General features: G+C 53.6%; 18 protein-coding genes and 1 tRNA gene. 16 read left to right on the forward strand and 3 right to left on the reverse strand.

Annotation, left to right across the window (positions count from 1 at the left end):
- Nucleotides 1-66 precede the first annotated feature (66 nt).
- The 13 genes from ACFPMF_RS10710 to ACFPMF_RS10770 all read left to right on the forward strand — a co-directional run bounded on the left by ACFPMF_RS10710 (nt 67) and on the right by ACFPMF_RS10770 (nt 18907).
- Nucleotides 67-3126, forward strand: coding sequence for a SusC/RagA family TonB-linked outer membrane protein (locus ACFPMF_RS10710; protein WP_379844272.1), 3060 nt, complete (start codon nt 67-69; stop codon nt 3124-3126).
- A 23-nt stretch (nt 3127-3149) separates the two neighbouring features.
- Nucleotides 3150-4619 (forward strand): RagB/SusD family nutrient uptake outer membrane protein, encoded by a 1470-nt coding sequence (locus tag ACFPMF_RS10715; protein WP_379844275.1) that lies wholly within the window; start codon nt 3150-3152, stop codon nt 4617-4619.
- Nucleotides 4620-4769: 150 nt separating this feature from the next.
- Nucleotides 4770-5618 carry an IclR family transcriptional regulator gene (locus ACFPMF_RS10720; protein WP_379844278.1) on the forward strand — a complete coding sequence of 283 codons (849 nt, stop codon included), beginning with the start codon at nt 4770-4772 and terminating at the stop codon, nt 5616-5618.
- A gap of 15 nt (nt 5619-5633) precedes the next feature.
- Nucleotides 5634-6362, forward strand: coding sequence for an SDR family oxidoreductase (locus ACFPMF_RS10725; RefSeq protein ID WP_379844281.1), 729 nt, complete (start codon nt 5634-5636; stop codon nt 6360-6362).
- The gene (locus ACFPMF_RS10730) at nt 6362-7813 is read left to right on the forward strand and encodes an FAD-dependent oxidoreductase (protein ID WP_379844284.1); all 1452 of its coding nucleotides are present in this window, start codon (nt 6362-6364) and stop codon (nt 7811-7813) included. Before ACFPMF_RS10725 ends, ACFPMF_RS10730 begins: the two co-directional genes overlap by 1 nt.
- Nucleotides 7806-9365 carry an SLC5 family protein gene (locus ACFPMF_RS10735; RefSeq protein ID WP_379844286.1) on the forward strand — a complete coding sequence of 520 codons (1560 nt, stop codon included), beginning with the start codon at nt 7806-7808 and terminating at the stop codon, nt 9363-9365. Before ACFPMF_RS10730 ends, ACFPMF_RS10735 begins: the two co-directional genes overlap by 8 nt.
- Before the next feature lie 74 nt (nt 9366-9439).
- Nucleotides 9440-10240, forward strand: a complete 801-nt coding sequence (locus ACFPMF_RS10740; RefSeq protein WP_379844289.1) for a sugar phosphate isomerase/epimerase family protein — start codon at nt 9440-9442, stop codon at nt 10238-10240.
- Nucleotides 10241-10314: 74 nt separating this feature from the next.
- On the forward strand, nt 10315-12066 hold the full coding sequence (locus ACFPMF_RS10745) for a right-handed parallel beta-helix repeat-containing protein (protein ID WP_379844292.1): 1752 nt from the start codon (nt 10315-10317) through the stop codon (nt 12064-12066).
- Nucleotides 12067-12135: 69 nt separating this feature from the next.
- Nucleotides 12136-13830, forward strand: a complete 1695-nt coding sequence (locus ACFPMF_RS10750) for a glycerol-3-phosphate dehydrogenase/oxidase (RefSeq protein WP_379844294.1) — start codon at nt 12136-12138, stop codon at nt 13828-13830.
- Nucleotide 13831: 1 nt separating this feature from the next.
- Nucleotides 13832-14692, forward strand: coding sequence for a class I fructose-bisphosphate aldolase (locus tag ACFPMF_RS10755; protein ID WP_379844297.1), 861 nt, complete (start codon nt 13832-13834; stop codon nt 14690-14692).
- Complete coding sequence (locus ACFPMF_RS10760; RefSeq protein WP_379844300.1) at nt 14689-16179, forward strand: CoA-acylating methylmalonate-semialdehyde dehydrogenase; 1491 nt, start codon at nt 14689-14691, stop codon at nt 16177-16179. The genes ACFPMF_RS10755 and ACFPMF_RS10760 overlap by 4 nt, the downstream gene beginning before the upstream one ends.
- Before the next feature lie 2 nt (nt 16180-16181).
- On the forward strand, nt 16182-17342 hold the full coding sequence (locus tag ACFPMF_RS10765; protein WP_379844304.1) for an iron-containing alcohol dehydrogenase: 1161 nt from the start codon (nt 16182-16184) through the stop codon (nt 17340-17342).
- Nucleotides 17343-17368: 26 nt separating this feature from the next.
- Nucleotides 17369-18907, forward strand: coding sequence for an FGGY-family carbohydrate kinase (locus tag ACFPMF_RS10770; RefSeq protein ID WP_379844307.1), 1539 nt, complete (start codon nt 17369-17371; stop codon nt 18905-18907).
- Between the two features lie 45 nt (nt 18908-18952).
- On the opposite strand, the gene ACFPMF_RS10775 is transcribed toward ACFPMF_RS10770, so the two are convergent.
- Nucleotides 18953-19846: a diacylglycerol/lipid kinase family protein gene (locus ACFPMF_RS10775; RefSeq protein ID WP_379844309.1), complete on the reverse strand. Its 894-nt coding sequence runs from the start codon at nt 19844-19846 to the stop codon at nt 18953-18955.
- 151 nt (nt 19847-19997) lie between these two features.
- On the opposite strand from ACFPMF_RS10775, the gene ACFPMF_RS10780 reads away from it, so the two are divergent.
- Nucleotides 19998-21059, forward strand: coding sequence for an App1 family protein (locus tag ACFPMF_RS10780; protein WP_379844311.1), 1062 nt, complete (start codon nt 19998-20000; stop codon nt 21057-21059).
- Between the two features lie 52 nt (nt 21060-21111).
- On the opposite strand, the gene ACFPMF_RS10785 is transcribed toward ACFPMF_RS10780, so the two are convergent.
- Together ACFPMF_RS10785 and ACFPMF_RS10790 are read right to left on the reverse strand one after the other, a co-directional pair.
- Nucleotides 21112-23145: a PAS domain S-box protein gene (locus tag ACFPMF_RS10785; protein ID WP_379844314.1), complete on the reverse strand. Its 2034-nt coding sequence runs from the start codon at nt 23143-23145 to the stop codon at nt 21112-21114.
- A 431-nt stretch (nt 23146-23576) separates the two neighbouring features.
- A tRNA-Asp gene (locus ACFPMF_RS10790) sits at nt 23577-23650 on the reverse strand.
- A 96-nt stretch (nt 23651-23746) separates the two neighbouring features.
- Here ACFPMF_RS10790 and ACFPMF_RS10795 point away from each other — a divergent pair.
- Nucleotides 23747-24268 carry a DinB family protein gene (locus ACFPMF_RS10795; RefSeq protein WP_379844317.1) on the forward strand — a complete coding sequence of 174 codons (522 nt, stop codon included), beginning with the start codon at nt 23747-23749 and terminating at the stop codon, nt 24266-24268.
- A 55-nt stretch (nt 24269-24323) separates the two neighbouring features.
- Nucleotides 24324-25421: a Nif3-like dinuclear metal center hexameric protein gene (locus ACFPMF_RS10800; protein WP_379844320.1), complete on the forward strand. Its 1098-nt coding sequence runs from the start codon at nt 24324-24326 to the stop codon at nt 25419-25421.
- The last annotated feature ends 1 nt before the right edge of the window (nt 25422 follow it).

The following is a 25422-nucleotide window of genomic DNA, read 5'->3' on the forward strand; positions in this document are numbered from 1 at the left end:
AGATAAATCTAAATATGGTATATGGAAAAAAGAATTACTCTCTCAAAACCATGGCTGTGGTTGCTTGTGAGTATACTCAGCGTGACTAGCCTGGCGCATGCTCAAACTGTCCGGACAGTTCAGGGGCAAGTGATTGACCGATCGACGAATGAGCCATTACCTGGCGTAAACGTACTCATCAAAGGAACCGTATCAGGGGCTTCGACCGATGCCGCCGGGAAGTATTCGCTTCAGGTGAAAGAGGATAATGCCGTCCTGGTCTTTAGCTACGTAGGCTACGAGAAAGCTGAAGCCGTCGTCGGTAACCAGTCGATCCTCAATATGAGTTTGCAGCCCGACCTGAAATCGCTGGAAGAAGTGGTGGTGGTGGGCTACGGAACCCAGAAGAAATCCGACCTGACGGGGGCTGTTGCGACGGTGAGTACCAAGGAAATTACGCAGTTGCCGGTTGACCGGGTCGAACAAGGCTTGCAGGGCCGGGTTGCGGGGGTGCAGGTAACCCAGACCAGTGGAGCTCCGGGGGGAACCCTGCGGGTACGGATTCGGGGAAGTAACTCGATTCAGTACGGAAATGATCCGTTGTACGTCATTGATGGCTTTCCGGTTGGCGGTTCCAGCGTATTTGTGAACCCCAATGATGTGGAGTCCATGACGGTGTTGAAAGATGCCTCGGCAACGGCGATTTATGGAGCGCGCGGAGCCAACGGGGTTATTATTATTACCACGAAAAAGGGAAGTTCGGGTAAAACCCAGGTGGATTACGACGCCTATTATGGGGTCCAGCAGGTGACCAAAAAACTGGATCTGCTGAATGCTCAGGACTGGGCCACGCTGGATCGGCAGTTCTGGCAGGTATTCCGGAACGGAAGTTTGCTGAGCCGGGCTTACACGCCCGAGCAAATTAGCCAGATGGGCAAAGGGACGGACTGGCAGGATGCCATTTTCCGGTCGGCGCCGATTCAAAGCCATAATATTTCGATTCGGGGCGGTAATGAGAAAACCAAGTTTTCGGTTTCGGGGAATTACTTCAACCAGGACGGGATTGTCATCAACTCCAACTTTACCAAAGGAAACATCGGTTTCAATCTGGAACACAAGGCCAACGACCGGTTTCAGTTTGGAAGCAGTCTGCAGTTGAATTATAACCGGGATCGTCCCATCCCGCACAGCACGACGGGTCACGATAACTCGGGCGTAATTTATGCCGCACTGCATTCGGTACCGACTTTGCCGGTTCGTAATCCGGATGGTTCGTATTCGTCCCAGGATAAGTTATGGACGCAACAGGGGATTTATGCCAACCCTTCGATTCAGAACCCGGTTGAAATGGCTGAGCGTTCGGAATACAAAAACACGAATAGCCGCATTTTAGGAAACATCTACGCACAGTACAAACTGGCCGAAGGGTTAGTGGCCAAGGTGAGCGCGGGTGGTTATATTTCGAATGGTCGGGGGCGGAGCTATATTCCGTCGGACTTCATTGTCTCCAGGACCACCGGCGGAACGGCGAGTATTAACAGTACTGAAATTATCAACTGGATCAACGAAAATACCCTGACCTACCAGAAGGTATTTAACACCAAACACCGGATTGAGGCATTGGGCGGATTCAGCTTGCAGCGGGAACGAACCGAAAGTCTGGTGGCCGGCACGCAGAATTTCTTCACGAACGTAACGGGATACAACAACCTGGTGTTGGGACAAAACCCGCAATTCCCGGAATCCAATGTGTCGCAGTGGTCGCTGGCTTCGTTCCTGGGCCGCGTCAATTATGATTACGATAACAAGTATTTGTTGACGGTTTCGGCCCGGTATGATGGTTCAAGCCGTTTCGGTAAAAACAACCGTTTTGGGTTTTTCCCGTCGGCAGCGGTTGCGTGGCGCGTAGCGGAGGAAGACTTCCTGAAGGATGTTTCATGGCTGAGCGATTTGAAGGTTCGGGCGAGCATCGGGGTAACGGGTAACCAGTCCATTCCGCTTTACCAGAACTTGCAGACGTTTGGGCAGGGGAGTCCCTACGCCATTGGCAATACGTTTGTACCCACCGTTGTACCGGGTGCCCTGGTCAATGAGAACATGAAGTGGGAAAGTACCCGTCAGATTGATGCCGGGATTGATATCGGTCTGTTTAACAACCGGTTGACCATTGTGGCCGATTATTACAACAAAACAACCCGCGACCTGCTGTTTGGCGTGGCTATTCCCCGCCAGGGCGGTTATACCTCCACCTTAATGAACATCGGTAGTGTCCGCAACAAAGGGTTTGAATTTGGCCTCAATGCGGTTATTGTGGACAAAGCGGTCAAGTGGAATTTCTCCGGGAATATCGCTTTCAACCGCAACAAGGTGTTAAAACTGGCGGATGCCGATCGTTTCTTTGGCTCATCCATCAGCGGTTATATGATCCAGCGTAACGGTGGAGCGGGTTCTGTGATCATGACGGGCCAGCCCATCGGAATGTTCTGGGGGAATATTTTTGACGGCTTGTGGCAGACCCAGGAGGAATACAACGCGGGCCATATGAAAACGAATCGAAATACCGGACCCGGTTTTGAAAACTACCGCGATATTGATGGCAACGGTATCTTCGAAGAAGGGCTGGATGAAACCATCATTGGTAATCCCCACCCAGATTATGAATTTGGCATCAATAACACGTTGACTTACAAAGGGTTTGATCTGAGCGTTTTTATGAATGGGGTTCAGGGAAATGATATTCTTAATCTGAACCTGATCGACCTCACCACCCAGGTGAACGGGATGAATGGTCTGGCAATTTACAAAAATGCCTGGACCGGACCCGGAACCAGCAACACGATTGCCAAGGTTGATCGGCCCGATGGCCGCCAGGGTACGTTCCCGAACCGGGCGAGCTCCAATTATATCGAAGATGGGTCGTTTGTCCGGCTGCGCAACCTCACCCTGGGCTATACGCTGCCTCTGAAAGGGATGATTTCCAAACCACGGATTTATATCGCGGGCGAAAACCTGCTGACCTTTACCAACTACAGTGGCTATAACCCGGAGGTGAATTCAATGGGTAATAACAATACCGTCATGGGAGTGGATATGAATGCCTACCCGTTGGCCAGGACATACCGTTTGGGTTTACAGGTTAGATTTTAGCACGGTTCTAAACTCGTCATAGAATGAAACGAATACTCTCAACTATATGCGTAGGGTTGTTGCTGGGATCGACAGCCTGCGAGAATTTTCTGAAAGAAGAGCCGGTTTCGGCCATCAGTAGCGAAAACTTTTACAAGACCCCAGCCGATGCACAGGCCGGCGTCAATGCAGTCTATACGGCCTTGAGTGGCTATTATGGCAGCAACGCCTGGTATTTTGGCGATGTTACGACCGAAATCGCCAACCGGGGCGAGCTGACGGGTGGGTTGGATGTGCTGGATTATACCCCCGCCGATCCGGTTTTTCGTGACTTCTGGACTGTCATGTACCGGGGGATTAATTACGCCAACGTCGCGATCAAATTAGTGCCCGGTATCTCCATGGAGGAGACCTTGCGGAAGCGGTATGTGGCCGAAGCTCGCTTTTTAAGAGGACTGTTCTATTTCGATCTGGTCCGGGCCTTCGGGCCGGTACCCAAGATTAGTGAGCCGACGATGGATGATTCCAATAACCGGTTGCCCCGGGCCAGTGTCGAGGAAATTTACGCCCTGATTCTGGAAGACCTGAAGGCCGCCGAAACCGATCTGCCGGCGACCTACGCCAGTGCCGATGTCGGCCGGGCCACCAAGGGGGCTGCCCAGGCCCTACTGGCGAAAGTCTATCTAACGAAAGGCGATTGGAAAAACGCCCGGGATAAAGCGCAGGAAGTCATCGCGTCGAACCGGTACAGCCTGTTTCCCAACTTCCGTGATGTGTTTAAAGTCCAGAACGAAAACGGCCGTGAACATATCTTCTCCGTGCAATTCAAATCGGGCAACAACCGGGGTGGGGGGAGTTCATTCACATCCCAGTTCGCTTCGCGGAACCCCAATATTCTGCTGAACGGCGCCATCGCCGGAACTTCCATTGCCGCCGAACGCCCCTTCTACGCTTCGTTCCCGAATCACTACCGGAAGCAGATTTCGATGGTGGAAACCTTCCCGAGTACCTACTATCCTGAAATTACTGCCCGGGGCATCGCCCAAGCCGGACCAGCCTGCATGAAGTACTGGGATCCGGCCTTCGGACTCACCCAGGGTGGCGATGCCAACTGGATGGTGCTGCGGTATGCCGACGTGCTCCTGATGTTTGCCGAAGCCGAAAATGAACTGAGCGGGCCCACGGCAGCCGCCTACGAAGCCATCAACCAGGTTCGGAAACGGGCGCGTGATGAAAATGCCAATGGCGTTAGCGAACCGGCTGAAACCGCTCTGTTGCCGGATTTAACCGGGCTGACAAAAGACACGTTCCGGCTGGCAGTCTGGGAGGAACGTCGCATGGAGCTTTGTTTCGAGGGGCACCATCGCTGGGATTTGCTGCGGACGGGGCGGTTTATTGATGCGCTAAAAGCGAGTGGCCGGACGGCTGAGCAGAAGCACCTGCTGTTCCCGATTCCGGATCTGGAAATCAGTGCGAATCCGGCATTGACCCAAAACGCGGGGTATCCGCAATAGCGGTCGTTTTCAGAAGAGCCGGGGAGGCCGTGGCCCATTAGGCCCCGAAACCGCCGGCGCCCGGCTCTTCTGAAAACCTGGATCAATATAAGATGAACAGATGTAGGGGAATGGTTAACTTCGGGGGTTTTTTCTTAAAACCAGAACTTGATGAAAAAGAAAGCGGAGAAACCAGCTGATAGTGAGAAAGAAGAAGGAAGCAAATACCACGTTCCGAACCTGGAACGTGCCCTGCAACTGCTCGAATTACTCGCTAAGTATCCCGGGGGCCTGGGGTTGACCGAAATTAGTACCCTGCTATCCTTTCCCAACAACAGCACATTCCGAATTGCGATGACACTTCTTGATTTTGGATATCTCATTCGTGACGAGGCTTCCAAGCAATTTACCCTCTCGGGGAAGTTGCTGTCGCTGGGGTATGCCGCCGTGAGCGACCACAATTTGATTGAAAAATCGCTGGATGTGATGCGAACCCTCCGGGATCAGGTCAGGGAAACCGTCCTGATCGGCGTCATTAATCAGGACGAGGGAATTGTTCTGGAGCAGGTTCCGGGTTCCCATCCGGTTAAATTCCTGGTCGATCCGGGTCACCGTTTCGGTCTGCACGTAGCGGCTCCGGCCAAAGCAATCCTCGCTTTTTTGCCAGTTCCAGCTTTTCATCAAATTGCGCAGAGTATTGTATTTAAGCCCTTTACCGAGCGGACGATCACCACTATGGAGGAATTCAGGGGGGTGATTAACCAGGTCAGGATAAACGGTTACGCTGTTGATCATGGTGAAGAACTGGAGAGTCTGCACTGTATTGCGGCTCCTATTTTTAATCGGCACGGTTATCCGGTAGCGGCTATCTGGACGACGGGTCCGGCGGAACGGATGCCGTATAAGGATTTTCCGGAACTAGGTCGATTGGTTATTAAACAGGCCCAGCGGATTTCGCAACGGCTGGGTTATTTCTCCGCACAACCGGCCGTTCCCTCATTATCCGATGGAACGGCATAACTTAATAATGGACTAATGTCTCTATTGCAAAACAAAGTAGCACTGGTAACCGGAGCGTCAACGGGCTTCGGGGTAGGAATTGCACGTCATCTGATTCAGGCCGGCGCAACGGTGTACATCACCGCTCGTCAGGAAGCCAAATTACAGGCCGTTGCGGCCGAAATGGGGGCGACAGCCCTCGTCGCAGATGTTACCGTACCTTCGGATTGGGATGCGGTTTTTCAAACCATTCACCAACAACACGGTCGACTGGATATTCTGGTCAACAACGCGGGTGCGGGGGGAAATATCGCTGAAGTCGCGGATCAGTCGGACGAAGCCATTGAAAAAACGATCGCCCTGAATCTGACCGGTGCCATTTGGGGCAGCAAGCGGGCCGCTCAATGGATGCGGGCGCAGCGCGATGGCCTTATTATCAATATTTCTTCCATCTGTTCGGTAGAAGCCTGGGCGGGCTGGGGAATATACGGGGCCGCCAAAGCCGGGCTGGACCATTTTACACGTCACCTGTACGTGGAAATGCGTCCCTTTGGCGTCCGCGTTACGTCATTGATTCCGTCCTGGGGGGATACCAATTTTAAAGAAGCCGCCAACCAGGGCGAATTTGATCCGGAAACCGCGGCTAAAGTAATTCACCCGGATGATATTGGCAAAGTGGTGGCCGACATCTGTTCGTTGCCGGCTCATTTGGTGATTCCCGAAATGCGTTTACTGCCCCTGGTTCAGGAAATTCAGCCCTATTAATGATACACGTTGATCTACTTGTTGTTGGTGCGGGGAGTGGCGGAATTGGGGCCGCGCTCGCAGCGGCCCGGCTAGGGGCTACCGTAGTTCTGGTGGAACAGGCCAGCCAGTTGGGCGGAAACGCTGCGGTCAGCGGGGTGTCGGTTTGGGAAATGGGCGTCGGCGGAACCGGTATTCCGTTCGATATCTACAAACGCATGAAGCGCTTTCCGGGAGGGGTTGGCATTTACCGGTTCAACAAGCACCGGAAATGGCAGCTCCTGGCTGGCGAAACCCCCGTTCATCCCGGCGCTGAAATACTCGTCGATCCAACGTTAACCTACCGGGATACGCTGCGCCGGTATGGCTCCGTGACGGGCATTGAAAATGAGTCGTTTGTTCGTCAGTACTGGCACGGCGTTCCGTTCGAACCGGCGGTTTACCAGCAGGTAGTGGAAGAAATGCTGGCCGAAACGGGCCGCTGTCAGGTGTTGAAAAATACTTCCTTCAAACAGGTCAATTACCGGCAGGGACATATAGAATCCATTGAACTGACGAATGGACAGACGTATTCGGCTTTAACCTATATCGATAGTACGGATAGCGGGGTTTTGTGCCAGGCGGCAGGCTGCACGCGGCTTTCCGGACAGGAATCCGCTGAGGTGTTCGGGGAGCCCAGCGCACCGGCCGTGGCTACCCAGAAGCGGAATGGCGTGACCCTGATTTATCGGGTAACTCCTAAAGAAACCGCATCGGTTGACCCGCTGCCCGACGATATTCCCGAAGCGTGCTGGTGGGCCGATGCGTTTCCGGTGGCCAGTGTCGTCCAATACCCCAATGGCGATTTGAACGTCAATATGCTGCCCACCATGGAAGGAGTGGAGTGGGCTGAGTACCCCGACCGGCTTAGCGCTTACGCAGAGTGCCGGCGCCGGGTTTTCGCTCACTGGCATCATATTCAGTCTACGTATAGTGGTTATCGTTCGTATCAGCTTTCCTGGATGGCGCCCGCATTAGGTGTCCGGGAAAGCAGTCGCATTCTGGGCGAATATGTGCTGACGGAGCAGCGTATCCGGGCCGGCTTATCGGGTCAGGATGAGCCGGATCTGATCACCATCGCCGATCACGCCCTGGACACCCACGGGAAAAGTACGGGCCGGGCGGGCTGTGCCGAGCTCGATGAACCCTACGGGGTTCCGTTTCGGTGCCTGATTCCCAAGGGGTTTGATAACCTCCTGATTGCGTCCCGCGCGGCTAGTTTCAGTTCGCTGGCGGCTTCCAGCTGCCGACTGTCACGGACCATGATGCAACTCGGTCAGGCCGCCGGAACCGCGGCCTGGCTGGCCCAAAAAAAACAGATTCCCGTGGTGGAAGTACCCTATACCGAATTAAGAGGCTTGTTGCAGGAGCAGCATGTGCAACTCACCGAGCCGATGCCGAATGAACTCCTAACCCACCTGGCAAATGAATAACCTGGATATTGCGGTCATTGTCGCGTATATGATTGCCCTGATCGGACTCGGATTCTGGATCAGTTTTACCAACCGACAGAAGAAGTCCGCCGATTTATTTCTGGCCGGCCGGTCGCTGGGCTGGCAAACCATTGGGCTTTCGATTTTCGGAACGAATATTAGTCCGCTCAATATCATCAGTGCCTGCGGACTGGCGTATTCGTACGGGATGGTGGCGTGTAATTTCCAGTGGTTTGCCTGGCTGTACTTACTGTTGCTCAGTGTGGTTTTTCTGCCCTATTACCTGCGGCACGACATTCAGACCATGCCCCAGTTCATGCTGCGTCGGTACAATGAGTCGTGCCGGAATGTGTTATCCTGGATCGTGTTTTTTCAGGTATCCATCGGGGCCGGGTCGGTGTTATACGCCGGGTCTTTGCTCACCAGTCAGCTGTTATCGCTTCCGGTTTGGCAGTGTGTGGCCATCATGACCGTGATTTCGGTCAGCTTTACCATTTTAGGCGGTTTAAAAGCCGTCGTGGTCACCGACTCATTTCAATCGATTGTCATGATCCTTGTTTGCAGCCTGATCGGTGTTATTGCCCTCGGCCAACTTCCTGACTGGTCGGTGTTTAGCGAAAAACTGTCAGCTGATTACTGGCAACTGCTGCGTTCGGGCGACGACCCGAATTACCCGTGGCAGGCCATCATTGTCGGTTATCCGATCATGTCCATCTGGTACTGGTGCGCCAACCAGAATATTGTACAGAGTACGCTGGGGGCAAAAAATCTGGACGAAGGGAAGAAGGGCGTTCTGTTTCTGAGTTACCTGAAACTGCTCGTTCCCATCCTCTTTATTCTACCCGGTATTATTGCCCGGGTGGTTTTTCCGGACATGGACAAACCCGATGAGTCATTTCTGGCAATGGTCTATCAGTATTTGCCCCACGGGCTGATCGGGCTGGCGATCTCGGTATTAACGGCCGCGTTGGTGAGCACCGTAACGGCGATGTTCAACTCGGGAAGTACCATTTTTACCCTCGACATTCTGCCCACGTTTCGGAAGAGCCAGCAACCGCCCAGCATTGGGCAGGGGCGGCTGGTGATTGCCGGTTTGGCCTTGATTGCGTCGGGCATTGCCCTGGCGCTGGATCAGGTGCAGGGTTTTAACCTGTTCGAAAAAATCAACTCCATTTTTTCATTCCTCTGTCCGTCGCTGGTGGCGGTTTTTGTCTGGGGTGTTTTCTGGAAACGGATCTCCTCCCGGGCCGCTTTTTACACCCTGATCGCTGGAAACATTCCCTGTGTGCTGCTCAGTATTGGGTATCTGTCGCAGTATCCGAGCAAAGAGTTCTATCCGAATTTCTTTCTGATTTCCTTCTACCTCTTCGTGGGGCTGAGCGTGTTGTTGATAATTCTGTCGTATGTCTTCCCCGATCGGGACGGGCGCGAACGGCCGATCTTCAACTGGAGCGAATACAACCAGCAACAGCAGTGGTTATCTCCCTCGTTGCGGTGGGGTTGGGGAGTCCTGACCGTCATCATGGTCAGTTTGTACGTCATTTTTAGTTGATCCAATCAGTTATGCCTACCACACAGAAACGAATAAAAATTGGTTGCGGAGAATGGGGATTCCGTGAAATGCCGATGGAAGAACATTTTCGCATCGCGCAGGAGCTCGGTTTTAAAACGCTGGAGTTCGGAATCGGCGGGGGGCAGAAAGGTCGCCTGTCCGATGAGCTGACGGAAACCGAACGGCGGGCGTTCCTCGCGTTAAAACAGGATTATGGTATTATAACGCCATTCTGCTGCCTTGAAAATGATTTTACGTTGCCCGATGCCGAAGCGCATCAGCAGATGGTTGCCTACGTTCGTCGATTGTTACCCGTTGCCAAAGAACTGGGAGCTACCCACGTTCGGCTGTTTGCCGGTTTTACGCCTTCCGACGAAATGACCGAGGAAATCTGGCAGCGCCTGTTTTCGGCTTTTGCGCAGTGCCAGGCGGATAGCGACCAACTGGGCATTCAGCTTGCTATCGAAACCCACGGTCAACTGGAATGGGTCGATGGGGTAGCTGTGCACCGCCATACGGTTAGTACCCATCCGGCGGATGTGCAGCGGTTATTGGCCGGATTACCGGCGGCTGTGGGCTTCAATTTCGATCCCGGAAATCTGAAAGCCGTTGCTCCCAATGATCGGAGTTTTTTACTCCGGCAGCTCCGTCAGCGAATTAATTACTGCCACCTGAAAGACTGGAAGCGGGAAAAAGGGGGGTGGCTGGCCTGCGCCATTGGGGATGATGATCTGGATTATAAACCGGTCTTTGAGTCGTTGGGATATGAGGGGGTTTGTCTGATCGAATACGAACCGCTGGATGATGTCCCCGCGGGGATTCGTCGGAGTCTGGAGTACCTCGATCGACTGGGCGTATCTTATCAACTGGTTTAACGAGGCCAGCGGGTTGCCTGCTGGGGCATTGATTTTTCTATAGTACGGATGATTTAATCCTAAACCCTGTGATAATGAATCAATTAATTATAATGGTCGGACTGGCGTTGTTGCCTTTTTCAGCGGCTTGGAGCCAGTCCTCCAAACAGGTCTTCTATGTTTCGCCGACGGGGAGCGATCGCAATGCGGGTACCCTTAGTCGCCCGTTTGCTTCCCTCGAAAAAGCCCTGGATGCGGCCGGGGCTTCTACCAAACCCACTGAAATTATTCTGCGGGAGGGTACCCACCTGGTTCATAAATCCTTGACAATTACCCGGAGTAACCTTCACATCAAGGCCCATCCGAATGAGCACCCGGTTATTAGCGGAGGAAAAACGATTCAGTCGAACTGGGAAAAGGTGGAAGGCACGCGCTGGAAAACACAGGTTCCTGACTATTTCCGGCAACTGTTCGTGAACGACTCCCGGGCCATTCGCGCCCGTTTTCCGAATGCCGGGAAATGGGCATCGCAGTGGTATCAACCCGATACCGTTCAGGTCAAGCAAAAACGGCTGGTGTTGAACCGACCGCTGCCTGCTCATTTTGCGGATTTGAAGGGAGTCGAGATGCACGCTACGGCCTATTGGCACTGGTTACGGCAAAAAGTGGAACGCTTCGATCCGGCCCAAAACGCGGTTATTACGGTGACCGAACCCAGCCCGGAATGCAGCAGTACCAAAATGGGTACGATGGATCGCATCTATTTTGAAAACCACCTGGCCTTTCTGGATGCCGATACTGAATGGTTCCTGGACTCGCTCAGCCGGACGCTTTATTACCAGTCGGCTCGGAAACCAGACAAGCAAACGTTTGTGTATCCGGTAATTGAAACCATCTTTTTCGTCCGGGGCACCGAGCAAAAACCGGTGACAAATTTCCGGCTGGAGGGCGTTACCATTGCGCATACCGAATGGTCGATGCCGGGTATTGAACGGAAAGGAATACAGGCAGGCTATTGGGGAACCGAACGGGGAAAGCCGGTTTTTGCTCCTCCCGCGGCTGTGATGATGAACTGGGTGACCGAGGGCGAAATTACCAACTGCTTTTTTAACCAACTTGGCGAAGGAGCCATTGTATTGGGCGACGGTTGCCATAAAAACCGCGTGCAGGACAATCGGTTCGAAGATGTGGGGGCGAATGTCATTCAGGTGGGCCGCCGGACGAATTACGTAGGTGAGGGCCATCCCTTGCATTATGTGCCGAAGAACCTGGCCGCCGTTCCATCTGCGAACGTCATTCATAACAATCACCTTAAAACCTTTGCGACCACCGACCTGGGTTCGGTCGGGATTTGCATTACTTATGCCCACCATAATCAGGTGACGCATAATCTGCTGGAAGACTTCCCCTATACGGGCATCAGCATGGGCTGGCGATGGGACACCCTGGAAAATCATACCTATGAGAATCTGATTGAGTGGAACGAAACCCGAAACGGGATGCAATACCTCAGCGATGGCGGAGGGATTTATACGGCGGGTCGTCAGGCCGGTTCAAAAATCCTGAATAACTGGATTCATGGCATGGGCGGAGGGCCGCTCATGAGCGAAGGCATGTACAACGACGAAGGGGGCAGCTATTTTGAATTGGGGAATAACCACGTGGAGCGTGTCAAACACTCGTCGTACAAGTTCCACCAGAATATCCTGAAAACCGTCGATATCCACGATAACAACGGACAGCGCGGCAAAAATGAACTGAAGTTCATTAACCGGAATGTGTCTTTACTGGAACTTCGGGATAGCCATCCGGCAAACCCCAAACAGTATGGACTACTAAAAAAATAGACCAATCGAATTCGATTAACCTTACAACCGGGTAGTCTGGATTAGACTACCCCTGATTTGGAATTGCGTATGACTCGAAGGGAACGGCTTTCACAACTTCGGACAAAAAATACCGTGCCGGTTCTCATCATTGGTGCGGGCATCAATGGTGCGGGCTTGTTGCGGGAATTAAGCCTTCAGGGAATCGATGCGGTATTGATCGACAAAGGTGATTTCATGTCCGGGGCCAGTGCGGCCCCTTCGCGGATGATTCATGGCGGACTCCGTTACCTGGAAAACCGCGAAACCCGGCTGGTGAAGGAAAGCCTTGCGGAGCGCAACCGCCTGCTTCGGAACGCTCCGCATTATGTGAAACCGCTTCCGACGGTGATTCCGGTTTACCACTGGCTGTCGGGTATCGGGAACGGCATTCGGAAGTTTCTGGGCCTGAAGGCCTCGAACACGCCCCGCGGAGCCATTATTGTAAAACTAGGTCTGACCTTTTACGACCTGTATACCCGGGCGCAGCGGATGATGCCCACCCACCGGTTTTCGAGCCGGGAAAAATCGTTGCAGGAACGGCCTTTGCTGAATCCGGACATCGTTTGCACGGCCCTGTTTTATGATGCCTGGATCTCGTTTCCCGAACGGCTTGGGCTGGAACTGATTCAGGATGCGGAAGCGATCCATCCAGCGGTCTGCGCGCTGAACTATGTTTCGGCCGTTGGTTTGGAAGGGGAGGCCGTGCGGCTGCGCGATGAACTAACCGGGGAGGAGTTTCCCATTCGTCCGCAAGTTGTGGTCAACGCGACGGGGGCCTGGATTGATTTCACGAACCAGCGGCTTGGTCAGTCCACCCGGTTTATCGGCGGAACGAAAGGATCACACCTGATGATCGACAATCCGGCATTGATGGAGGCTACCCGTGGGGAGATGATTTATTACGAAACGAGCGAAGGTCGTATTTGTATTCTTTTTCCGCTGCATGGAAAGGTGATGATCGGTTCGACGGACATCAAAGTGGAGAATCCGGAAGAGGTGGTTTGCACCGACGACGAAGCGGATTATATGCTGGCTGCGGTGCGGGACGTGTTCCCCGGTTTGGCGCTTGACCGGAGCCAGATTGTGTTTCGCTATTCGGGGGTACGGCCCTTGCCGCGGGGACAGGAAGGTGTCAATAACGGGCAGATTAGCCGCGACCATTCGATTCAGGTCGTGGAAGCGACACCCCAACAGCCGTTTCCGGTTCTGAACCTGATCGGCGGAAAGTGGACCACTTTTCGGGCCTTTGGGGAGCAAACCGCCGATAAAATCCTGCCATTGCTGAATCAGCCCCGTCGAGCCAACAGCCAGGATTTGCCCATTGGGGGAGGACGAAATTTTCCGAAAACCGAAACCGAACGCCAGCGTTGGGTAGAGCGGGTAACGCAGCAGAGCGGCTTGCCAGGCGAGCGGCTCCGAACGCTGCTGGATCGGTACGGCATGACGGCCGAAGCCGTAGTGGCTTATCTCCAGCAAGCCCCCGATACGCTTCTGGAGCACCATGCCGGGTACAGCCGTCGGGAAATCAGGTACATGATCGAGCACGAATATGTGCAGCACCTGGATGATCTGGTGCTGCGACGCACGGTGCTGGCCCTGTCCGGCGAACTGACTTATCCGCTTTTGCTCGAACTCACCCGGATTCTGGCCGAATGTCTGGGATATTCCGCGGCTGAAGAGCAAGCTGAGATTGATCGAACCCTGAATATTTTAAGCAAAAAGCATCAACTAAATTTAGTCTAGTATGTACCAAACTGCCAAAGTCCGGTTTAACCGGATGTTCAACGAATCAGGCCGGTGCCTGGATGTTGCCATTGATCATGGTATTTTTAATGAATATAGTTTTCTGGATGGATTGGAAAATGTCGAGCAGGTAATCGGTCAGCTGGTGGCTGCGGGTCCCGACGCTATTCAGACGAATTATGGTCAAAGCGATATTCTGCAACGCATTCCGGGGAAAAACAAACCGGCGCTGGTGATGCGGGTGGATATGGGAAATCCCTATAATGCCGAAACCCACCGCGTCATGTTCAGCGCGTTGCAGAATGAGAATGAACCGCTGCTGGAAGCCCTGCGCATGGATGCTTCCTGCGTCGTTTGTAACCTGCTGCTGTTACCTAATGAGCCCGATCTGCACCGCCAGAGTCTGCGTAACCTGGCCCGGATTCGTTCGGAATGTGATAAATATGGAATTCCGCTGATGATCGAGCCCCTGGTGATGGCGCCCAACGATAAGCGGGGCGGCTATCAGGTGGATGGGAATAAAAAGCTCATTGTTCCGCTGGTTCGTCAGGCCCGCGAAATCGGGGCTGATATCATTAAAGCCGACCCTACCGAGCACGTGGAAGATTACCACGAGGTGGTGGAAGCGGCCCGTTGCCCGGTGCTGGTTCGGGGTGGTGGCAAGGAAAGTCTGGAATCCATTTTCGAGAAAAGTTATCAGTTTTTACAGCAAGGTACCAAGGGGCTGGTCTACGGCCGGAACATTTACCAGCATCCGAATCCAACCCAGATCGTAAAAGCATTCATGGCCATGATTCACCAGAATGCAACGCCTGCCGAAGCGTTGGCGATTTATCACCAAAACGAACAGTCAGGCCAATGAGCAATTCAGTTGAGACAAGTCAGATCGTTCCCCAGCTGATCGGTGGCACGTGGAGCGTGCCGTCGGTAGCGACGTATACCAACGTCTATAATCCCTCAACGGGGGCGGTGATTGCCCATACGCCCATGGCCGGTGCCGATACCGTCGATGCGGCCGTACAGGCGGCTAGCCGGGCTTTTGAAAGCTGGTCAAAACTGCCGGTTCCGAAGCGGGCGGACATCCTGTTCCGCTACCGGACGCTGCTGGAAGCTAACAGCGAAGCGTTGGCCCGGCTGATCACGCGGGAAAATGGGAAAACCCTCGAAGAAGCCCGGGGCGACGTTCGCCGGGGGTTCGAAGTGGTTGAATTTGCCTGCGGTATTGCACACCTGAGCAAAGGCGAAAGTCTGGCGCAGGTAGCTCCGCACATCGATGGTCAAACGCTCCGTGAACCGCTGGGGGTTTGTGCGGGGATCAGTCCGTATAACTTTCCGGCGATGGTGCCCATGTGGATGTTTCCGCTCGCCATAGCCTGTGGCAATACCTTCATTCTGAAACCCAGTGAAAAAGTCCCACTCACGGCGGTGCGACTGGCGGAATTGTTTCAGGAAGCGGGTTTACCCGACGGGGTCTTCAACGTGATTCATGGTGGTCGGGAAGTGGTCGATGCCCTGTGTGTCCATCCGGGCATCAAGGCCATTAGTTTCGTTGGCTCTTCTACGGTTGCCAAACATGTCTACGCGCTCGGATCGGCCCACGGAAAACGGGTTCAGGCCGGGGGCGGAGCCAAAAATGCCCTGGTGGTGATGCCGGACGCGGATCCGGATTCCACGCTGCGGGCCATCATGGGGTCGGCGTTTGGCTGCGCGGGTCAGCGTTGTATGGCGGGTTCCTTATTGATGGGCGTTGGATCGGTCAACAAGGCGTTGCACGAACGACTCAATGCCACACTCGATGCCATTCGAATTGGCGATACCAGTGCCGACGATACGGTTGATATGGGACCGGTCATTGATGATCTGGCGCAAAACCGGCTGGATAACGTCATTTTACAGGCCGAGCAGAAAGGTATCCACATTGCACGCGATGGTCGAAAAAACCGCCCGGAGCAGGGCTTTTTCGTGGGCCCTACGCTGTTTGATGGGATTACTCCTGACGCGCACCTGTTTCAGGAAGAGTTGTTCGGTCCATTGTTGTCAATGGTTCATCCCAAAACACTGGATGAAGCGATTGGCTGGCTAAACCGTCTGAATTTCGGGAATGGAGCCGTCATTTTTACCTCTAGCGGAGCTGCCGCCCGGCAATTTAGCCAGGAGATCAACTGTGGGATGGTAGGGGTCAATGTCGGGGTGCCAGCGCCCATGTCGTTATTCCCCTTTGCGGGCTGGAATGATTCCTTCTACGGCGATCTGCACATGCAGGGTACCGAAGGTGTCCAGTTTTATACCCGTCAGCGGGTCGTGCTTTCGCGTTGGGATAGTTCGTATCACCGACAAATGGGATGGTAGCCATGACGTATCAGTTTAACACGCCCCAAACCATCATCCACGGTGCTGGCGCTAGCCGCGAACTGCTGCCCCAACTGATCCGGCTGGGGGCCAACCGGGTTTTTTTCGTGACCGATGCATTCATCGAACAGTCGGGCCTCGTTCAAAGGCTGGCCGAACCCTTGCGGGAGGCTGGTCTGGCGGTGGCGGTTTTTAGCGGAGTACAACCCGATCCAACGGTTCAGAATGTTCTCGAAGGGTTGGCGGAACTGACAAACCACGGGGCCGATGTTGTGGTGGCCGTGGGGGGAGGAAGTCCCATCGATGCTGCCAAAGCGATGGCTATCCTGCGAACCAACGAGGAGCCCTTACAGCAGTATATGGGCTACCATAAAATTCCGAAAGCCGGATTGCCCCTGATTGCCATTCCAACCACCGCCGGAACCGGGAGCGAAGCCACCAAAGTAACCGTCATTACGGATGCCGAGCAGCAGGTGAAAATGATGATTTTCGATGCGCATCTGATGCCGACGTTGGCGCTGGTGGATTATGAACTTACGCTGTCCATGCCCGCAGCCCTCACCGCCCATGTTGGGGTTGATACGCTGACGCACGGTATAGAGGCCTATGTCTCGCGGAAAGCCAACGGTCTGAGCGATCCGATTGCCTTGTCCTGTATTCGTCTGGTATCCACTCATTTGTTGGCAGCCTGGCAGGAGCCTTCCAACCGGGTGGCCCGCGAAGGCATGGCCCTGGCGGCTTGCCAGGGAGGCATGGCATTTACGAACAGCAGTGTCTGTCTGGTTCACGGAATGAGCCGACCCTTGGGCATTCAGTTCCATCTGGCCCACGGGTTAAGCAATGCCATTTTACTACCGGCGGTGACGCGGTTTTCGGTGTCGGGGGCGGTGGAACGGTACGCGACGGTGGCCCGCACGATGGGAGTCGTTCCCGAGGGAGATTCCGACGAAGCGGCCGGGGCTGCTCTGGTAGCGGGTTTGGAACAGTTGAATCAATCGCTCCAGATTCCCCGGTTGCGTGATTGTTGTGGCATTGAAAAACCGGCTTTTCACCGGGTGCTGGAAAAAATGGCCGCCGATGCCCTGGCATCGGGTAGTCCCCAGAACAATCCGGTGGTGCCCACTGCCGATGAAATTATACGCTTGTACGAGCAGGCCTGGTAGCATCCACATACTTTCTTTACTCATCCATGAGCCACTACTTGCTGGGTTTAGACAATGGCAATACGGTTTGTAAAGCCGTTTTATTTGACCTGACGGGTCGGGAGGTTCACGTTGCTTCCCGCAAAATTGCGACTCGCTATCCTCATCCCGGCTGGAGCGAGCGGGATATGGACGAGCTTTGGCAAGCCACGGTCCAATCCATTCGTGAGGTGATTCAACGGGCCGGTGTCCGGTCGGAGCAGATTCTGGCGGTTGGGAATACGGGGCACGGAAATGGGGCTTACCTGCTCGATCGGAGTGGAAAATCGCTGCGGGGTATCCAGTCGCTGGATTGCCGGGCCGCCGGTATTTGCGCCGAATGGGCCGCTTCCGGTTTGAACGAGCAGGTATATCCGTATACTCTCCAGGCGCTTTGGGCCGCCCAGATGAACACGCTGCTGGTGTGGTTGAAACGCCATGAGCCGCACGTCTACGCGCAGATTGGTACGGCCATGCTCTGTAAGGACTATATTAACTACTGCCTGACCGGGCGTGTTGCGACTGATTATTCGGACATGAGTGCCACCAATCTGGTCGATGTTCGCCAGCGACGGTATAGCCCTGAACTTTTGACCTTATATGGCCTGGAGGAGATGGGCGATGCGTTGCCGGAAATGCACCAGAGCTTTGAGCAGATTGGCGGTGTTACGCCCGCCGTAGCCCGGCAAACCGGACTGTTGCCGGGTACACCCGTTGTGGCGGGACTGCTCGATGTCGATGCCTGCCTGATTGGAAGTGGGGTGGTGGGCGAAGGGCAGGCTAGCCTGGTGGCAGGTTCCTGGAGTGTAAATAGCGTGTTGACGCGGGTGCCCTTGCTGAACCCCGATCTGGCCATGAGCGCGATTGCTTCCGTTCCGGATCATTGGCTCTGTCTGGAAGCCAGTGCCACCTCGGTGACCAATCTGGAGTGGTTTATTACGCAATTCTGCGCGGAAGAGCGATTGGAAGCCGCCCGGCGGGGCGTATCCGTGCATACGGTTTGTGATGAACAGGTTATGGCGGCTTTTTCCCACGTTCAGTCGCCCCTGATCTATCATCCGTTTCTGCACGGAACCAATGTCCAGGCTACGGCTCGTGCCGGGTTTTATGGGCTGGCGGGCTGGCACACCCGGGCGGATGCTCTCCGGGCGGTTTACGAAGGAGTAGTCTTCAGTCATTTTAGCCACGTTGAAAAGCTGCGGCAAGGGGGAGTATGCGCGTTCAATTCCGTTCGGTTAACGGGCGGGGGCGCGCGTAGCCGGGTTCTGTGTCAACTGTTTGCCGATATACTCGGGGTACGTGTCGATGTGCCCGATTGTCAGGAGACAGGGGCATTGGGAGCAGCCCTGTCGGCCGGTATTGGCGTTGGGGGCTGGACGGATTATGCGGAGGCTATCCAACACACCATCCGTGTCAGCCGCAGCTACGAGCCGGATCCTGAGCGGTTTCAGTACTACCAACGCCACTATCAGTTGTATCAGGAACTGATTCAATCCATGGAGCAGCCGTGGCAACAGATGGAACGACACCAGGCGACGACCACCTGATTGGGATTTCACCCGGCAACAACTGCTGTATTTAGGTATAAAATGTTATTCAGGCAGGTGCGGTAACATTACGCGCAATTTCCCCGGCCAGATTTCGGCCGTGATTTCCCGGATTTTCCCCCGGTATTCGCCGTCGATCTGGAAATAAGCTTTCCGTTTGGTGACAATGTGCACCGAGGTGGCCGGGAAAATTTCGATATGCTTCGGATCGAACGGCCGAAAATGAATGAACATGCGTAGAATGGCCAAAAGTGAAAGTTGCCGAATCACCACGACTTCAAATTTGCCGTCGGCCACGTCGCCGTCGGGGTTGATGATTGCCCCCGTGCCGTACATCCGGGCGTTGGCCAGCACGACCATGAAACCCGACCGTAGGACTTCCTCGTTACCGGTTGAAATCCGCACCTTCAGCAGGCGTCTCCGCATCAGAACCCGCAAGGCGCCCCGGGCATAACCGAGTTTGCCCCGTATTTTGCCCTCATCAAAATACTTGACCAGTTGGGCGTTCATACCGATATCGCTCAGGTGCAGACAGTGCTCGGTACCGTTGATGCAAATCAGGTCGATCGGTTTTGCAAGACCGTTGACAACGATCTCCAGGCTTTCCTCCAGCGTGGCAGGAATATTCAGTTCTTTCGCCATGCCGTTGGCCGACCCCGCCGGTATAATCCCCAGTGGTAGATTTGCGTTTAGGGCGTGTTCGGCCACAAACTTGATGGTGCCGTCTCCGCCCACGGCCACCAGCCGGTCTGGCTGGTGCAATGCGATTTGTTTGGGGAGCTCTTCGTTATCGTTTTTGCCATCTAACAGGAATAACTCGACTGTATGGGGATGCTTTTCAAAGAAATTATGGATACCCACTTCCCATTCGGATTTATCCTGTCCGCCGGAAATCGGGTTGATAGCGAACAGAAATTTTAACTTTTTGGCTTCCGGCATAGTTTCTGAATTAATTTACAGGATACGGTTTTTTGGCTTTCGGTCGCTGACGGATTTACAGCTGATCATCAGTTACTTGGCGTTAATCTCTGCGGAGACCATACCGAAAATCGAATGCTGTAAACCGAATAGTACAACGTATAAACAAAGAATGGCGGCAAGTGGCGGCATAAAAAATAAATTCTTAACCTGGCTTCGCATCAGCAATAAGCCCGTGGTGAAAGTGTACCGGGGGTATGTTCAGCAGGAAAAGGCCGTACTTTTTGGCCATGTGCTCCGGTTGAGTCCGCTGCCGCGCAAAAAATACCGGAAGAATTTCTGGGTGAATACCTTTGCCTTACTTCGCCTGTTCATTACGCGCCCGGTTCAGGGAGCAACCGTCAAAGTGAAGGGGATTCAGCAGGATGTGCGGTACGTGACGGAGAAAGACGGTTTTTTTCGGCTGGAATGGACGCCCGAAAAACCGTTTCCGCCCGGTTGGCACCCGGTCGAAGTGGACCTGATCACCGACTATCTGGGACCGGACAAGCCGGTAGCCACGGGGGAAGGAGCCGTCTACCGCTCGCATCCGACGCAGTATGGACTGGTCTCCGATATCGACGATACGTTTCTGATTTCACATTCCGCCAATCTCCGGAAACGCCTGCGCGTGCTGTTGACCGAGAATGCGTACAGCCGCGATCCCTTTGAGGGCGTGGTCAGGCATTACCAGCTGCTGGCGCGGGCCGGAACGATGCCCGAAGCGCCCAACCCGTTCTTTTATGTATCGAGCAGTGAATGGAATCTCTACGACTACATTCTAACCTTCTGCGAGAAAAACCAGCTGCCGGACGGCGTTTACCTGCTGAGCCAGATCAAGCGGTTTCGCGAGATCTGGAAAACCGGGCAGAATAAACACGTCACCAAGTTTGCGCGAATTGTCCGGATTCTGGAGGCTTTTCCCGACATGAAATTTGTCCTGCTGGGCGACGATACGCAGGAAGACCCTAACATCTATACGTCGCTGGTGTCGCACTTTCCGCAGCAAATCCGGTGTGTCTATTTGCGCCGGGTGCATAAAAATAACGAAGCCCGAACCCAGGTATTTGTCGATCAAATCACGGCCGCCGGGGTACCCTGCTGCTACTTCACGCATAGCGCCGAAGCGATTCGGCATTCGGAACGCATTGGATTGGTGGAGGCAACCGGATCAAAAAATAGCGAATCGCGTTAAACAAAGACCGTTCCATTCGGCAAAACGAGACTGCGGAGCTTACTTTCTTCCACTAACGGGGCAGATAAACGCTGAAGGTGGCTCCCTCGTTGACCCGGCTACTGGCGGTGATGGCCCCCCCATGATTGGCGGCTACTTTTTCACAAATGGCCAGGCCAATGCCCGTACCCGGGTATTCACTTTTGCCGTGCAACCGTTGAAAAACCTGAAAAATCCGATCCCGGTACTTTTCGTCAAAACCGATGCCGTTGTCGGATACGTCAATGCGGTGGTATTCGGCCACCTGCCGAACGGGTTTCACCCCGGGTGGCAAGTCTGCCTGCCGGACGATGCCCGACCGGATCGAGATGTGAGAAGTGCCGTCACTTCGGCGAAATTTAAGCGCATTACTTAGCAGGTTCTGAAATAACTGACCTAACTGGGTCGTATCGCCCAACACGGTGGGAAGGGGCTCGACGTGCACCTTCGCCCCCGCATCCTGAATGGTCAGTTCCAGGGTCGTCAACACCTGGTGGACAAGCTCCTGAAGCGAAATGACCACACTGGGCGGCCGCAGTCTGGAGATACGGGAGTAATTGAGCAGGTCCTTGATCAGGTGCGACATGCGGTTGGCCGCCGTTTGCATTCGTTCCAGGTAATCGATTCCCGCCCCGAGGCCTTCCTGGTGGTGTTCCTTGAGCAAGTCGCCGAACTGCTGAATCTTACGCAGGGGTTCCTGCAAATCATGCGAAGCCACATACGCGAAGGTTTGCAGGTTCTCATTCGAACGAATCAGGAGTTCATTCGCTTCTTCCAGTTCTTCATTGAGGGATGCGTACTCCTCATTGTTTGCGGCCAGTTCTTCGTTCGTAGCGGCCAGTTCTTCATTGGTTTTTTTCAATTCCTCGGCCAGCATCCGGTAGCGATTGTGACTTTCCCGCAAGGCTTGTTCAGCCGCTTTTCGCTCCGTCAGATCCCGGGTCACCTTGGAGAAACCGATCAGGGTTCCTGCGGTATTGTGTACCGCTGTAATAACGATATTGGCCCAGAACCGGCTGCCATCTTTTCGGAGCCGCCACCCCTCTTCTTCGTACTTGCCGACTTCCCGGGCCACTTTTAGCTCCCGGGCGGGCTTGCCATTGAGAATATCTTCCTCCGGATAAAAAATCGTAAAGTGCTTTCCGATGATTTCTTTCTCCAGATACCCATTAATTCGTTTTGCCCCTTCATTCCAGCTCACAATGCGCCCTTTCTCATCCAGCATGAAAATGCCATAATCGATGACCTGTTCCACTAACGCGCGGTACTGCTCCTCACTTTGGCGCAGGGATTCCTCCATCTGTTTGCGTTCGGTCAGGTCGCGGGTGACTTTTGAAAATCCGATGAGTTGGTTTTGATCATTAAACAGGGCCGTAATGACCACATTGGCCCAGAAAACGGAACCATTCTTTTTAACCCGCCAGCCTTCTTCTTCGTACTTCCCGGTTTCCGTGGCAATCTTCAGTTCACGTTCGGGCTTTTTACTTTCGAGATCCTCCAGGGTGTAAAATTGGGAAAAGTGTTTGCCAAATATTTCATGGGAACTATATCCTTTAATTCGTTTGGCGCCTTCATTCCAGGTTTGAATATGGCCCGTGCTATCCAGTAGGAAAATGGCGTAATCCCGAATTCCTTCGACCATCAAACGGTAGCGCGCTTCACTTTCCCGCAAGGCCAGCACATGGTTTTTCTTTTCGGAGGAGTCCCGAAGCAGGCAGGTAAAACCGGCGAACTGATTGAATGCGTCGTATGCCGGTGCCAGCGTCATTTCTGCCCAAAACCGGGTGCCATCTTTTTTTACTTTCCAGCCTTCCGTGATCCATTTCCCAAGTTTTCGGGTCTGGCTCAGGTCGTACTCCATTTGAATGAAATCATTTTCGTTGGGGTAGAGAACGGCGAGTGAGAGATGGCATAAGTCGGTATCTGGATAGCCGGTTAAGACTGCTGCCGCCGGATTGAGATCGTCGACCTGCCCATCAATGTCCAGGATTAATAGGGCATCACTGATATTCTGAAGTAATAATTTGTACGTATTCAGCATGGTCACACCAGATTCTACAGCATCCATAGAACGGGGAATGAAGGTAGCTGAAATATAACTGGAATTTGCAATCCCTCGCTGAATCAGACCGTAATCCTTTTGTATGGCATCATGAACATCTATTTTCATCCGATTCAGGACCAGGACAGGTAAATCCGTAGTTCGCCCTACAGGAAGGGGCCTTGTTAAACAAGGTTCGAAAAAGGGGATGGATGTTCATTTTATTGAGGGTTGCACCGATACAGCCGTACGGAAACTGTCCGCAACTACCGGCTTCGGCAAGCAGACAACCGAATACGGCCTAAGGTTTGATAAGACGCTGGCAAGGAACTCAAATTTGGTTCAGCGCAAAAACTACTTTTTCACGCTCCAACTTTCCGACTGATCCCATCTAAGTGCCCTATAACGAAAAAACCGCCCTGAAAAGAGCGGTTTACGTTTCATTTGAAGCTATTTTGCGGTCTGGACGGGACTCGAACCCGCGACCCCCTGCGTGACAGGCAGGTATTCTAACCAACTGAACTACCAGACCATTTCGTTTTCAAATTGTTTCCCTGAAAACGTGGTGCAAAGGTAGGCGCTTTTCGAAAGAACGCAATAGCTTTACCAAAAAAATAACGAAAAATGTATGAAAAAACCGTCGACGAACGAGTATCCCGGCACCAGCCATTTTGCAAATTACATCAATCAGGTTGATACCGAGAATGTTATCGACCTCCTGCGGCAGCAAGCCGCTATGGTCGAAAGTTTATTTAAAAATTTGACGGTCATCCAGCAGAATTTCCGGTATGCCGAGGGTAAATGGTCTCCTAAGGAAATGTTGGGGCATATGATCGACACCGAGCGAATTTTCATGTACCGCGCCCTGTGCATCGCCCGGGGAGAAACGCAGTCGCTGCCGGGCTTCGACGAGAATGCGTATGCCGATATTGCGCAGTTCAGCCTGCAATCCCAGCAGCAATTGGTTAACCATTACGGTTTCGTACGTCAATCGACCCTGGCCCTGGCCGAAAGCCTGACCGACGAAGCGCAGGAGCGGATGGGAATTGCCAATGGGCTTGCCATTTCGTCGCGCGCCTTTTTCTCGGTGCTGGCTGGGCACGAACGGCATCACCTGAACATCCTGGCGGAACGGTATGGCATTCGGTAAAGGCCAATGATCGCAAGGGACGAACTCAAAATCTGATAAACCGCGTAGCTATTGAATGAAAATACAAGACATTACCGCCGACCTTGAAACTTGGGCTCCTCTGGCCTACCAGGAAAGTTACGACAATGCCGGTCTGCTGGTGGGCGATGCCCGAACCACCGTGACCGGAATTCTGGTGACGCTGGACATTACGGAAGCCGTGGTGGAGGAGGCTATTCAGAAGAAATGTAACCTCATTGTGGCCCATCACCCCATTGTGTTCCGGGGACTGAAAAAGCTGAATGGCCGGAATTATGTGGAACGGGTTGTCATCAAGGCCATCAAGCATGACATCGCCTTATATGCGGCCCATACCAATCTGGACAATATTGCGGGCGGAGTGAGTTTTAAAATCGCTGAAAAACTGAATCTTCAGCAGGTCCGTGTTCTGGCCCCCAAATCACAGGTACTGACAAAATTAGCGGTTTTTACGCCAGCAAAGGCCATACAAACGGTTCTTGCGGCCTTGTATGAAGCCGGAGCCGGACAGATAGGCGCCTACGAACATTGTTCCTTTCGGGTAGGAGGGACCGGAACGTTTAAGCCCCTGGCGGGGGCCAGTCCGGCGATCGGCCGGGTCGGGACGGAGGAAGCGGTGCAGGAAGAACGGATCGAAGTGATTTTTCCGACTTTTCTGGAAAACCGCCTGGTTACGGCCCTCAAGAAAGCGCATCCGTATGAAGTTCCGGCGTACGATCTGTACCCACTGGCTAATGAAAATCAGGAAGTTGGCGCGGGCGCCGTCGGGGAGCTACCGGAGGCAATGGCGGAAACGGATTTTCTGGCCTATCTTAAAAACCGGATGAATCTTTCGGTGATCCGGCATACGGGGCTGCGGCAACAACCGGTGCGTCGGGTAGCGGTCTGTGGGGGGGCAGGCGGTTTTTTGCTGAACGATGCCGTCCGGGCCGGAGCCGACGTGTTTATTACCGCCGACTACAAGTACCACGAATTTTTTGATGCCGATCAACGGACTATGATTGCCGATATTGGCCATTATGAAAGTGAAGTATTTACTAAAGACTTGATTCTACACTATTTGTTGAAAAAAAATCATACCTTTGCGGTAATTTTGTCCGAAATAGATACCAACCCGGTGTTCTACTACTCTTAGG

It is taken from the genome of Larkinella bovis (assembly GCF_042655385.1).
Classification (GTDB): domain Bacteria; phylum Bacteroidota; class Bacteroidia; order Cytophagales; family Spirosomataceae; genus Larkinella; species Larkinella bovis.